The sequence below is a fragment of the Geothrix sp. genome, assembly GCF_020622065.1.
Classification (GTDB): Bacteria; Acidobacteriota; Holophagae; order Holophagales; family Holophagaceae; genus Geothrix.
This window is the reverse complement of the sequence record NZ_JAHRYQ010000002.1, coordinates 788,485-800,213: the sequence shown is the minus strand read 5'-3', so window position 1 is coordinate 800,213 and position 11,729 is coordinate 788,485. Positions and strand designations below refer to the sequence as shown.

Annotated in this window: 9 protein-coding genes; 5 read left to right on the top strand and 4 right to left on the bottom strand. The window is 68.9% G+C overall.

Annotated features, from left to right (window positions below; translation table 11 throughout):
- Positions 1-58 precede the first annotated feature (58 nt).
- On the bottom strand, positions 59-1,117 hold the full coding sequence (gene recA / locus QZ647_RS13170) for a recombinase RecA (RefSeq protein ID WP_286354850.1): 1,059 nt from the start codon (positions 1,115-1,117) through the stop codon (positions 59-61).
- A gap of 101 nt (positions 1,118-1,218) precedes the next feature.
- On the opposite strand from recA, the gene QZ647_RS13165 reads away from it, so the two are divergent.
- Positions 1,219-3,636 (top strand): ATP-binding protein, encoded by a 2,418-nt coding sequence (locus QZ647_RS13165; RefSeq protein WP_291272602.1) that lies wholly within the window; start codon positions 1,219-1,221, stop codon positions 3,634-3,636.
- Position 3,637: 1 nt separating this feature from the next.
- On the top strand, positions 3,638-4,822 hold the full coding sequence (locus QZ647_RS13160) for a hypothetical protein (protein WP_291272601.1): 1,185 nt from the start codon (positions 3,638-3,640) through the stop codon (positions 4,820-4,822).
- A 9-nt stretch (positions 4,823-4,831) separates the two neighbouring features.
- On the opposite strand, the gene QZ647_RS13155 is transcribed toward QZ647_RS13160, so the two are convergent.
- Positions 4,832-5,965, bottom strand: a complete 1,134-nt coding sequence (locus tag QZ647_RS13155; RefSeq protein WP_291272600.1) for a glycosyltransferase family 2 protein — start codon at positions 5,963-5,965, stop codon at positions 4,832-4,834.
- 55 nt (positions 5,966-6,020) lie between these two features.
- Here QZ647_RS13155 and QZ647_RS13150 point away from each other — a divergent pair, with 55 nt between their 5' ends.
- Together QZ647_RS13150 and QZ647_RS13145 are read left to right on the top strand one after the other, a co-directional pair.
- Positions 6,021-6,671: a GNAT family N-acetyltransferase gene (locus QZ647_RS13150; RefSeq protein ID WP_291272599.1), complete on the top strand. Its 651-nt coding sequence runs from the start codon at positions 6,021-6,023 to the stop codon at positions 6,669-6,671.
- Positions 6,672-6,695: 24 nt separating this feature from the next.
- Positions 6,696-7,661 carry a carbon-nitrogen hydrolase family protein gene (locus QZ647_RS13145; RefSeq protein WP_291272598.1) on the top strand — a complete coding sequence of 322 codons (966 nt, stop codon included), beginning with the start codon at positions 6,696-6,698 and terminating at the stop codon, positions 7,659-7,661.
- 12 nt (positions 7,662-7,673) lie between these two features.
- Here the strand turns inward: QZ647_RS13145 and QZ647_RS13140 are convergent, their stop codons facing one another.
- A complete protein-coding gene (locus tag QZ647_RS13140; RefSeq protein WP_291272597.1) occupies positions 7,674-8,999 on the bottom strand; it encodes a chloride channel protein in 1,326 nt (441 codons plus the stop codon).
- Between the two features lie 107 nt (positions 9,000-9,106).
- Between QZ647_RS13140 and QZ647_RS13135 the strand changes: the two genes are divergently transcribed.
- Complete coding sequence (locus QZ647_RS13135) at positions 9,107-10,354, top strand: cation:proton antiporter (protein WP_291272596.1); 1,248 nt, start codon at positions 9,107-9,109, stop codon at positions 10,352-10,354.
- Between the two features lie 34 nt (positions 10,355-10,388).
- Here QZ647_RS13135 and QZ647_RS13130 read toward each other — a convergent pair whose 3' ends face one another.
- A complete protein-coding gene (locus tag QZ647_RS13130; protein WP_291272595.1) occupies positions 10,389-11,450 on the bottom strand; it encodes an OmpA family protein in 1,062 nt (353 codons plus the stop codon).
- Positions 11,451-11,729 lie beyond the last annotated feature (279 nt).

The window sequence follows — 11,729 nt, the reverse complement described above, 5'->3', positions numbered from 1 at the left end:
CAGCCTGGGGGCCACCGCCGTCTGCCGACCCCTTCCAAGGGCGCGCAGTCGAGGATCTCTAGGCTTCCACGGTGGCCTTCATGCCGAGGCGCTCGCGGATGAGGGTCTCAACCTCGTCCGCCAGTTCAGGGTTGTCCATGAAGAGCTTCTTCACATTCTCGGCGCCCTGGCCCAGGCGGCTGTCCTTGTAGCTGTACCAGGAACCGCTCTTCTGGATGATCTCCAGCTGGGTGCCCAGCTCCACCAGTTCGCCGGTGCGGCTGATGCCCTCGCCATACATGATGTCGAAGGTGGCGACCTTGAGGGGCGGGGCGACCTTGTTCTTGACGACCTTCACCTTGGTCTTCTTGCCGATGACGGAGGAGTCCTCGTCCTTGGCGGCCACCAGGGGATCGTTGGTGTTGCCCTTGATGCTCTGGATGCTGCGGACATCGAGGCGCACGGAGGCGTAGAACTTGAGGGCGTTGCCGCCGGTGGTGGTCTCGGGATTGCCGAACATCACGCCGATCTTCATGCGGATCTGGTTGATGAAGACCACGCAGGTGTGGGTCTTGCTGATGGTGCCGGTCATCTTGCGCAGGGCCTGGCTCATGAGGCGGGCCTGGAGGCCCACATGGCTGTCGCCCATCTCGCCGTCGATTTCGGCCTTGGGCACCAGGGCTGCCACGGAGTCCACCACGATGATGTCCAGGGCACCGCTGCGTACCAGCTGATCGCAGATCTCCAGGGCCTGCTCGCCGCTGTCCGGCTGGCTGATGAAGAGGTTGGCCACATCCACGCCCAGCTTCTGGGCGTATTCGGGATCGAGGGCGTGCTCGGCGTCGATGTAGGCGGCCAGGCCGCCCTTCTTCTGGGCCTGGGCCACCATGTGCAGGGCCAGGGTGGTCTTGCCGCTGGCTTCCGGGCCGTAGACCTCGACGACGCGGCCCTTGGGTACGCCGCCCACGCCCAGGGCCGAGTCCAAGGCGATGGAACCGGTGCTGATGACCTCGATGCCCTCGGCGCTGTTCATCCGATCGCCGAGCTTCATGACCGAGCCCTTGCCGAAAGCCCGGTCGATGTCGGCCAGGGTGCGCGTCAGGGCTTTCAGGCGTTCATCTTGCTCGGCCGCGGCCATGGGGTCCTCCAAAGGGGTGCTTTCCAGGATGGGGCAAAAAGCGAAAAAAACAAGAAATCTTTTTTCACGCTCCGGCCCAGGTCCGCCGAAGAGGGAGGGGCATGCCGACGGAAGCCCACCCCCCTTTTCCCTCCCTCACCCCCGCTTCGGGCGGGCCGCCAGCCCCCATCCAGGGGGAGGCCGACCGCTACCGGGCCCTGGTCGACCACTTGAAGGAGGTGGTCTTCCAGATCGATCGCCAAGGGCACTGGTCCCTGCTGAACCCGGCCTGGACCCAACTCACGGGCTTCGGGGTGGCGGAGAGCCTCGGCCGCCCCTTCCTCGATTTCCTGCACCCCGCCGACAAGCCCCGCTACCTCAACATGCTGACCTACGCGGTGGACACCGGGCAGGATGCCTTCGAGGGGGAGTTCCGCATCCCCCGGGAGAACGGCGAAGTCAAGTGGGTGGAGGCCTACCAGCGCATCTCGTTCGATGAAGCCGGGGTGGTGCGGGGCGTCACGGGCACCTTCAGCGATGTCACCGAGCGGAAGCACACGGAAATCGTCCTCCGGGTGGCCACGAGCCGCCTGCGGACCCTCATCGAGAACATGCAGGCGGGCATCCTGGTGGAGACCGAGGGGCGCCGGATCGCCCTCCTGAACGAGACCTTCTGCTGGATGTTCCAGGTGCCCGTGCCGGCCCATGTGCTGGTGGAGAGCGAGACCCGTGATCTGCTGGAGGAGTGTCTGCCTCTGCTGGAGTCCCCGGAGGCCTTCCTGGCGCGCCAGGAGGAGGTGGCAGCCGCCCGGTTGCCGGTGACCGGCGAGGAATGGCGTCTCAAGGATGGGCGCATCCTCTCCCGCGACTTCGTGCCCATCCAGGTGGGCGAGGACTACCTGGGCCACCTCTGGCAGTACCACGACATCACGGACCGCCGGCGGGCGGAGCTGAAGCTGGAGGAGGCTGCCCAGGAGCTGGCCCGGGCCCGTGACAAGGCCCTGGAGCTCTCCGGCCTCAAGAGCGAGTTCCTGGCCAACATGAGCCACGAGATCCGCACCCCCATGAACGGCATCATCGGCATGACGGGCCTGCTGCTGGACACGCCCCTGGGCGCTGAACAGCGTCAGTACGCCGAGACGGTGCGCTCTTGCGGCGAGTCCCTGCTGACGCTCATCAACGACATCCTCGATTTCTCCAAGATCGAGGCGGGGAAGCTCGAGATGGAGATCCTCGACTTCGACCTGCTGAGCGTGGTGGAGGATGTCATGGCCGTCCTGGCCATGAAGGCCCAGGCCAAGGGGGTGGAGCTGGGGGTCTTCGTGGATCCCGCCACGCCCCTGTCCGTGACGGGGGATCCGACCCGGCTGCGCCAGGTGCTGACGAACCTCATGGACAACGCCCTCAAGTTCACCCATGACGGGTCGGTGGAGGTCCGCGTGCGCCCCGAGGTCGAGGGCCGCGCTGGCGGGCTTCTGCGCGTGGAGGTCCGCGACACGGGGATCGGCATGCGGCCGGAGGTGGTCGAGCGCCTCTTCACCTCCTTCTTCCAGGGCGACAGCTCCACCACCCGGAAGTACGGCGGCACGGGCCTGGGGCTGACCATCTGCAAGCGGCTGGTGGAACTGATGGGCGGGGAGATCGGTGTGGAGAGCCTTCCCGGGGAGGGCAGCACCTTCTGGTTCACCCTCGGGCTCGGCACCCGTGGCTGCCAGGCGCCGCTGCGGAATCCGGTCAACGAGGTGCTCCTGGCGGGGCTTCCGCCGGCCACGACTCGTCTGCTCGAGGAGCAGTTCCGCGTCTGGGGTCTGGATTCGCACCTGATGCCCAAGGGGGCGGATCCGGCCTCGTGGTTGCAGGGCCTGCGGCGGCCCGGCGCCCTGGTGCTGGCGGGCTCCGCCTGCATCGAAGCCATCCAGGGCGCAGCGGGGGACTGCACCGTGGCCCTCGTCAGCCCGCTCTACCAGCCCGAGCTGAGGGAGGCGGCCGCCCGCCACGGCGTGCAGGCCTTCCTTCCCCTGCCCATCCGGCCCAGCCAGCTCCGCGCCCTGCTGGAACCCGCGGGGCCGGCCGCGGGGGGGCCGGCCAAGGCGGCTGCCGCCGGGCCTTCGGGCGGGCCCGTGCCGGTCCGGGTGCTGCTGGCGGAGGACAACCTGGTGAACCAGAAGGTCGCCCTCACCCTGCTTTCCCGGTTCGGCATCCAGGCGGATGTGGTGGCGACCGGCGTGGAAGCCCTGGATGCCCTGGTGGGCGTGTCCTACGACCTGGTGCTCATGGACTGCCAGATGCCGGAAATGGATGGCTACGAGGCCACCCGGCGCCTGCGGGAGCGCGAGCGGGGCCGGCGGCGCCTGCCCGTGGTGGCGATGACGGCCAACGCCATGGTGGGCGACCGCGAGCGCTGTCTCGAGGCCGGCATGGACGACCACATCCCCAAGCCCGTCCGGGTGCCCGACCTGCACCGTGCCCTGGCCCGCTGGCTCCCGGCCGGTGCCGTGCCCCCGGTGCCCGACGCCCACTCCCTCACTGGCGAGGTCTGACATGGCCAAGGCAGCCGTGCTGCTCGAGGACGACACCCTGATCCGCATGGCGCTGCAGCGCCTCTGCCTGGCCGGAGCCCGGCTGGAGGTGGCCTACAAGGACCAGCGCGCCGCGTTCCCTATCCTCACGGAGGATGGGGAACGCCTGGCCTTCCGGATGCCGTTCGAGGACATCGCCGCCTGGGGTCTCAAGCCCGGCGAGAACCTGGCCATCAAGCTGAAGGACCGCGGCCTTGAGTACGAATGCGTGGTGACTCAGGCCGGGCAGGAGATCCTGGAGGGCGTGGAGGCCTGCTACACCACCCTTCCGCGGGTGCTGCGCCGGTCGGACCTGCACCGCCTGGCGGATTTCATCCCCGACCGCGCCCATGGGCCGGCCCACGCGGCGACCTTCACCAACACCCGCAACGCCCTGCTCGACGGGACCGTCCAGAGCTTCGGCGAGGAGGGTCTGGAGCTCGTCCTCCGCAACACCAAGCAGGACATCCGTGAGCTGCTGCGCATGGGGGAGGAGTCGCTGCTGGATGTGCCCCTGGACGGCAGCCTGCGCCTTCGGACACCCACGACTGTCGCCTACTTCGGCGAGAACCTGGTGGGCCTCCGCTTCACCAAGCAGGCAGACGGCCCGATGCTGGAGCGATACCGGACCTGGATCCAGGATCAGCAGGTCCTCCAGGCCCAGCAGGACAAGGACGACTTCGCTCCCCGGGGCTTCCTGGAGGCCACGGCGCGCATCAACCGGGCGGCGACCATGCCCACCGTGAAGGTGCTGGTGGACCGGGATCCGATCCTCCTGCTGCTCACGGAGAAGGAGGATTTCGCCCGGCGGCTGGCCGAGGCGCTGAGCCGCAAATTCGGGCTGGCCGTGCTCGACCACATCAAGGGCCCGGTGAAGACTCAGCTCCTGGATCTGGGGGGCGGGGAATCCGGCTGGGGCCGCATCCGCATGGTCCTCGTCCACAACCAGCTGCGGCTCGCCAGCCCGCTGGAGCTCTGCCGCCAGCTGGTGTCCCAGGAGGGGTGCCCCGTGCCCGTCCTCCTGGCCGGCACCGAGGAGGACGAGGCCCTGAAGCGCCATCGCGCGGTCTCGGCCGGGGCGGTGGACTACCTCGCCGTGGAGCCTTTCCGCATCCTGTCCATCCTGCGCAAGCTCGACGATACCCTCAAGCTCTTCGAAGGCGTCTGAGCAGGGCTCCTAGCGCAGCTTCACATCCCGCCCCCGCCAGTGGTTCACGCCCCGCAGGCGGTCCGTGAAGGCCCAGGCCGTGCCCGCGGCGAAGACCAGCACATTCAAGGGCCACAGGGCCCACAGGAGGTCCATGGGCCGCCCCGTCAGGCGCTGCTGCACATCACCCGCCATCGCGGGGACCAGCAGCCAGAGCAGGAGCGCGAGTCCGGGGTGACCGGCGAAGGGCAGCCAGACCGGCGCCAGACCGATCAACAGGGCGGGCGGCAGGGCCAGAGGCAGCAGCCACCAGGCGGGCAGGGCGGCGGCATTCTTCCGCATGGCCCGTACCAGTTCGCCCAGGCCATGGTACATCCGCAGGTGCAGATCCGGACCTCCCCTCGCCACCCGGTTGACGAAGCCCGCCGCCTTCATCCGTCGGGCGAGCATCATGTCGTCGATGGCCTCCAGGGGAGCGGCCGCATGGCCGCCCGCCGCGTCGTAGGCCTGGCGCCGCACCAGGGTGAAGGCACCCACGCCGCAGAAAGCCGGATGGCGCGGCAGGGGCACCCGGTGGGGCGGTATCAGGACCAGAAAGGCGGAGGCGGCCAGGGGAAGGACGGCGCGCTCCGCCCAGCCTACGGTATCCACGCCGGGGAGAAGCGCGAGGATGTCCGCGGGGTGCGTGGGGTGTGCGGTGGCGAAGGCCAGGGCCCGCCGGAGCAGGTCGGGGGCCGCCTGGACATCGGCATCCGCGAAGAGCAGCCAGTCCGCCACCCGCGCCTCGGGCTGCTCACTGGCCAGATGCAGGGCGTAATTCTTCCCCAGCCAGCCGGGGGGGAGATGGTCGTTGCGGAGGACGCGCAGGCGACCCGGATGGGCTTGCTCCTGGGCGCGGAGCACCGCCGTGCTGCCGTCCGTGGAGCCGTCGTCCACCACCACGATCCGCAGGGCCGGATGGTCCTGGGCCAGCCAGCCCTCCAAAGCCGCCGCCACCTCGAGGATTTCGTTCCGCACGGGGATGCAGAGGCACACGGAGGCCACGGGCTGCGGTGGCGGATCCGCCGGCAGCATCGGCAGCCGCGCCCAGTGGCGGCGCAGCAGCACCAGGCCCGCGAGCAACGGCATGGCGGCGGTCCAGGTGGCGAGATCGATCCAGGGCATGAGTCCAGGCTAGCCCGAAGGATCGATCTGGCAGGGTGGGATACCCTGGACGCAGATGCTTTTTCGAGTGGGGGCCATGGGCGGATTCTCCTCAGACAAGCCGATCCTCCGTCTCCGCCGGCCGGATGATGTGGGGGAGATCCGGGACCTGATGGTTCGCGTCTATCCGGCACCCCACGGGCCCGAGGCCATCTGGTCCGCCGAGAACCTCGTGCGGCACATGGCGTGCTTCCCCGAAGGCCAGCTGGTGGTGGAAGTGGGAGCGCGCATCGTGGGCACGGCCACGGCCCACCGCGTGCCCATCGTCTCGGCCCTGGCCCCCCATACCTGGTCCCAGATCACCGGCCGGGGCACCCTGTCCACCCATGATCCCGAAGGCGAAGCGCTCTACGGCGTGAACATCGCCGTGGATCCCGATTGGCAGGGGGTGGGCATCGGAAGCCTCCTCTACCGAGCGCGGGTGGATCTGGCCCGGCGCCTGGACTGCCGGGCCTTCGTGGCCGGGGCACGGATTCCCGGTTACCACCGCGTCGCCTATGAGATGGAGCCCGAGGCCTATGTCGAGGCCGTGGTGGAGGGACGGATCTTCGACCCCACCCTCTCGAAACAGCTTCGCGTGGGTTTTCAGGTCCGTGGCGTCCTGCGGGACTACGCGCCCGATGTGGAAACCTTGGGTCACGCGGCCCTCATCGTGCTGGAACTCTGACGGCCGGGCCGTCCAGGAGCAGACATGCGGTTCACGGCCCCCACTCCCTTCCTCTCCCGCCCCGTGCGGGTCTGCGGCATCCAGTACGGCCTGCGCCCGGTGGCGGACTTCTCCGCCTTTGCTGAGCAGGTGGAGAACTATGTGGATGTCGGCGACGACTACGACTCCGATGTCATCGTGTTTCCGGAACTGCTGGCCGTGCAGCTGCTCAGTTGCATCACCCGGGACTTTGCCCCCGCCGAGGCCATGCGGCGCCTGGCGGAGCAGTTCACGGACGGATTCGAGGATCTCTTCCTCCGCCTCTCGACCAAGTACGACCGCATCCTGGTGGCCGGCACACACCCCCGCTTCGTGGACGGCAAACTTCAGAATGTGGCGTCCGTCTTCGTGCCGGGCCACAGGCCCGTGCACCAGCCCAAGCTGCACCTCACACCCACGGAACGGAATGTCTGGCACTTCGAGCCCGGCCACGAGATCCACATCATCGACACGGACTTCGGGCGGATGGGCGTGTCCATTTGCTACGATGTGCAGTTCCCGGAGGTGGCCCGCATCCAGGCCGAGCAGGGCGTCCAGCTGCTCGTGGTGCCCTACCTCACCGATGACCGGCGCGGCTACAGCCGCGTGACCACCTGCGCCCGGGCCCGGGCCGTGGAGAACCAGATCTATGTGGTCACCGCGGGCATGGTGGGCAGCCTGCCCCTCATCACGGACCTCACGGCGCAGTACGCCCAGAGCGGCGTCTACACGCCCTCGGACTTCCCCTTCCCCATGGACGGCATCGCCACCGAGGCCGCCCCCAACTCCGAGATGGTGCTGGTCGGGGACATCGACCTGGCGGTTCTCGATCAGACCCGCGCCAAGGGGTCGGTGCTGAACCACCAGGATGCCGCCCAGGACGGCCTGCATGTGACCTTCGACGGGCGGATCTGCATGCACCGCCTGCCCTGGCTCAAGCAGACGGACGAGCCCACGGTCCCTCCTGACTGAGGCCGACCTTCTTCATTCCGGGCCTGAGGCCTGATAGGCGGCGACCGTGGCCACCAGAGCGGGGACCACCAGGGCCGCCTGGCCCGTGGTTTCCGCCAGGAAGACCACTGGGGTGAGCAGGCTGCGATGGACGGCACCCGTGAAGGCGCTGGCGCCCACAAGCACGAAGAGGCCGGGCTGGCCGAGGCCCGCCCAGGCTTCGAAGGCCGCACCCAGGGCGGCGCCCATGGTGACGGAGGGCAGCCAGGTGCCGCCCACGCCGCCCCCGGCGAAGGTGAGGGCCGTGGCCGCCAGTTTCAGGGCCAGGAAAGCCAGGGCTTGGGAAGGCAGGGTGCCGCCGCGGAGCAAGTGGGTCACCAACTCAATGCCGCCGCCCTGGGTCACCGGCAGTCCGGGCCAGAGCCAGGCACCGGGCAAGGCAAGGATCATCAGGCCCAGCCCCGCCAGCCCGGCGCGCGCCGGGAGGGGAAGGCGGCTGAGGTGGTGGCGTCCGAAGCGCAGCAGGCGCCGGTAAAAGGAGGCGGCCACGGCGCAGCCGAGCCCCAGGGGCAACGCCCACAGGATCTCGCGGGCCACCAGGTGGTACGAACTGGCTGCGCCAAGAAGAGGGGTGCCGCCGCGGATGGCGATGAAGGCCAGGAAGCCCGAGGCGGAGGCCGCCAGGGCCGGCGCCAGGCGGTCCGTGCTGAGGTCGCCATCGTGCTCCGTGGCGAGCAGGGCCCCGGCGATGGGTGCGCGGAAGACCGCGGCCAGGGCCGCCGCCGAGCCCGCCATCACGACCACGCCTGGTTGGGCCAACAGGCGCCGGGCCCAGCGGAACCGCCGGGCCAGGCGGCGGAAGAGCCGATGGAACTGCGCGCCCACCGCAGCGCCCAGCCATCGGGCAGGGCCCTCCACCCCCGCGCTGCCGCCGAAGCCGATGGTCAGGGCGCAGGCCGCGGCCTTGCCCAGGCTGGGGAGGAACCGGAAGGTGCCCAGGGGATGGTGGCGGGCCTCCGCCAGATCGTGCCCCAGCGAAACCTCTCCCAGCCCCGAAAGCTGGAGCCACAGGCCGGTGAGCAATAGGCCGACCAGGGGTGTGGCCACCATCGCCGCGGTGCGCAGGCCCTGTCCCTGGAGCAGTGCCTCGAACCGTTCGATCCCCGTCAGGGCGAGGGCCGCCACGACACCAATGCAGGCCCCCAGGGGCAGCACCGCCAGCGCCAGGCGCCGCGCCTGGGCCAGCACGCGAAGGCTCCGCACGCGGGTTGGCAGGGTCAACGGAGAAGGCGAGGGCGATGGAACTGGGGAAGCCAAGGGGTTCTCGTCGCCGGGTTCCGTCTCGATCTCGGGGGCCATGAGGCAGTGTGCACCTCGCCCCGCGAGCGTGTCCAGGACGCGGCCGGCCCCATGGCCAGCCAGGGATGCTTGAATGGAGGTCGCGTCTGCGGTTTTCCGAGGCTTCCATGTTCCTGGCCTTTCTGGTCCACGATCCCCTGGCGGGCACGCTGATGCTGCTGGCCCTGCTGTGGCTGTCGGCGAAGCTGGGCGGGGAGCTGGCGGTGCGCCTGAAGCTGCCCGCCGTCACGGGGGAACTGGCCGTGGGCCTGGCCCTCACGGCCCTGCACCGGGCCTGGCCCCTGTTCCCGGAGGTGGCGGCCTCGCCGGCCGCGGAGCTGCTGGGGGGCCTCGGCGTCGTGGTGTTGATGTTCGCCGTGGGCCTGGAATCGACGGTGCCGCAGATGCTGAAGGTGGGCGTGGCCTCCCTGCGGGTAGCCCTCATCGGCGTGGGAGTGCCCATGGCCGCAGGCTTGGCAGGCGCCTGGCTGCTGCTGCCAAAGGGCTCGCCCTTCGTGCTCGACCTCTTCATCGGCGCCTGCCTCTGTGCAACCAGCATCGGCATCTCCGCCCAGGTGCTGCGGGAGAAGGGAGCCTCCGATTCCATGGAAGGCCGCATCATCGTGGGAGCGGCCGTGGTGGACGATGTGCTGGGCCTGCTGGTGCTGGTGGCCGTCTCGGGCATGGTGGCCAGTGCCGCTCCCGCCGCCGAGGGTTCCATGGGATCCAGCCTGGCCTGGACGCTGCTCCTGGCCCTGGGCTTCCTCGTCGCCGCGCTGACGCTGGGCCGGCTGGTCACGCCGCGTCTCTTCCAACTGGCCAGCCGGTTCCGCGGCGAGCAGGTGCTGCTGCCCCTCGGCCTCGGATTCGCCTTCCTGCTGGCCTGGCTGGGCAGCCTCGCCGGTCTGGCCTCCATCGTGGGGGCCTATGCCGCGGGGCTCATCCTGGAGCCCGCCCACATCGAGGATCTGGAGCGCCGCGAGCGGCACACGCTGGAAGAACTGGTGCATCCCCTCGTGACGGTGCTGTCGCCCCTCTTCTTCGTGTTGATGGGGGCGAAGGTGGATCCGTCCGCGCTCTTCAGGCCCGCCACTTTAGGCTTCGCCGCCGTGCTGGCCCTGCTCGGCGTGGCCGGGAAATACATCGCAGGCTATGGCGGCGGGGCCGGTACCCGCGCCGCCGTGGTGGGCTGGGGCATGGTGCCCCGCGGCGAGGTGGGCCTCATCTTCGTCGCCGCCGGCGCCCAGCTCCAGCTGAATGGCGCGCCCTTGCTGAGCCCCGAGATCCAGGCCGGCATCATCGGCGCCCTGCTGCTCACCACCGTGGCCGGCCCCGTGGGATTGGGGTGGGTCCTGGGGAAGCAGGCAGGGCGGTGAACGGCACCCGCACGGGGCGGGAGCGGCCGAAGTTCTATTCCACGATGGGCGTCTGCTTGTCGCGGATTTCCACATTTTCCGATTTGGTCTTGATGTCGATCTCAACCCGTCGGTTCATGGCCTGGTCGGCCTTGGTCACTTCCTTCACCCGGGGCTGGGAGAAGCTCAACCCCTCGGTGCGGATGTCGGCGGCGGGAATGCCCGCATCCACCAGGACCTGGGCCACGGCGGCCGCGCGATCCTTGCTTAGCTGAAGGTTGAAGGCGGGCCGGCCCACCTTGGAAGTGTGGCCGCTGATGACGAGCTGATAGGGGGCCTTGATCTCCTTGAGTTCACTGGCGATTTTGTTCACGGCCTCGCGGCCTTCGGGGCTGAGGATGGCCCTGCCGTTGGCGAAGTGGAGGGTGGCCTCATCCAGGACGATCTTGCGGGGAGCCACGGGTGCGGGCACATAGACCACTTCCGGGGGAGGGGCGGGCGCGGGCACGAGGATCACCTGGGGCGGAGGTGCAGGCGCCTCGATCACCACGGGAGGAGGGGCCGGCGCCTGGGTGGCGATGACCTGCGGCTTGTTGCCCCAACGCAGGCCGATGCCCGCCAGGGCCTGGCCTTCCTTGCGGCTGACCTTGGTCTCGACCTGGACGACCCGGCCTTCGAGGCTGGCGAACATCTGGTTGCCCAGGAGGACCTGGACACCCAGGCCCACCATTCCGCTCAGGCGGGTGGTGTGGGAACCACTGTCTGAGACAGGGCCCCCGATGGTGGTGCCACCGACGCCCAGCCGCAGGAAGGGGCGGAGGTTCGAAGGCGTGGAGAAGGGGTTGAAGAGCACCGAGCCGGTGGCGTGGGCCTCTTTGGCCTTGCCGTGTCCATAGTTGACGAAGGTGCCGAGACCGGAGGCCTCCAGGCCCACATGGCCGTTGAGCCAGGTGCCCACGCCGAAGCCGATGGCTGGCTGCATGTGATCCGGGTTCTTGGTGCGGTGATCGGTGATGCCGCCCTGGAACTGGAGCCAGCGGAAGTCGTCCTGGGGATCCGAGGCGACCAGAGCGCTGGAGACCAGGACAAGAGGCAGGAAGGCGAGAAGGAGGCGCATGGATAACTCCAGAAAATGCACAAAGGTGCATAGGTTGGGTAACCGAGGGGAGACCCCGGGGGTGACGGCGACCTAGATGCAGGCAAGGCTCCAGCCGCACGGGCGAATGGGTTCAACCATTCCGATACGCACCTGGCGTGGCGGTTAATGGGCTGCACGATTGACAGGGCAGGTTTTAGGCCAATGATTAACTAATATTATAATCAATAATTTATGACTAAATCAAAAAAGAGAGTCGTGATCGAGTCAATCACTATGAAGGGGTATCCATGTCATATC

What these genes read in the sequence shown, in the direction of transcription:
- recA (WP_286354850.1), bottom strand. Translation starts at nt 1,117, where the DNA reads ATGGCCGCGGCCGAGCAAGATGAACGCCTGAAAGCCCTGACGCGCACC.
- QZ647_RS13165 (WP_291272602.1), top strand. Translation starts at nt 1,219, where the DNA reads ATGCCGACGGAAGCCCACCCCCCTTTTCCCTCCCTCACCCCCGCTTCG.
- QZ647_RS13160 (WP_291272601.1), top strand. Translation starts at nt 3,638, where the DNA reads ATGGCCAAGGCAGCCGTGCTGCTCGAGGACGACACCCTGATCCGCATG.
- QZ647_RS13155 (WP_291272600.1), bottom strand. Translation starts at nt 5,965, where the DNA reads ATGCCCTGGATCGATCTCGCCACCTGGACCGCCGCCATGCCGTTGCTC.
- QZ647_RS13150 (WP_291272599.1), top strand. Translation starts at nt 6,021, where the DNA reads ATGCTTTTTCGAGTGGGGGCCATGGGCGGATTCTCCTCAGACAAGCCG.
- QZ647_RS13145 (WP_291272598.1), top strand. Translation starts at nt 6,696, where the DNA reads ATGCGGTTCACGGCCCCCACTCCCTTCCTCTCCCGCCCCGTGCGGGTC.
- QZ647_RS13140 (WP_291272597.1), bottom strand. Translation starts at nt 8,999, where the DNA reads ATGGCCCCCGAGATCGAGACGGAACCCGGCGACGAGAACCCCTTGGCT.
- QZ647_RS13135 (WP_291272596.1), top strand. Translation starts at nt 9,107, where the DNA reads ATGTTCCTGGCCTTTCTGGTCCACGATCCCCTGGCGGGCACGCTGATG.
- QZ647_RS13130 (WP_291272595.1), bottom strand. Translation starts at nt 11,450, where the DNA reads ATGCGCCTCCTTCTCGCCTTCCTGCCTCTTGTCCTGGTCTCCAGCGCT.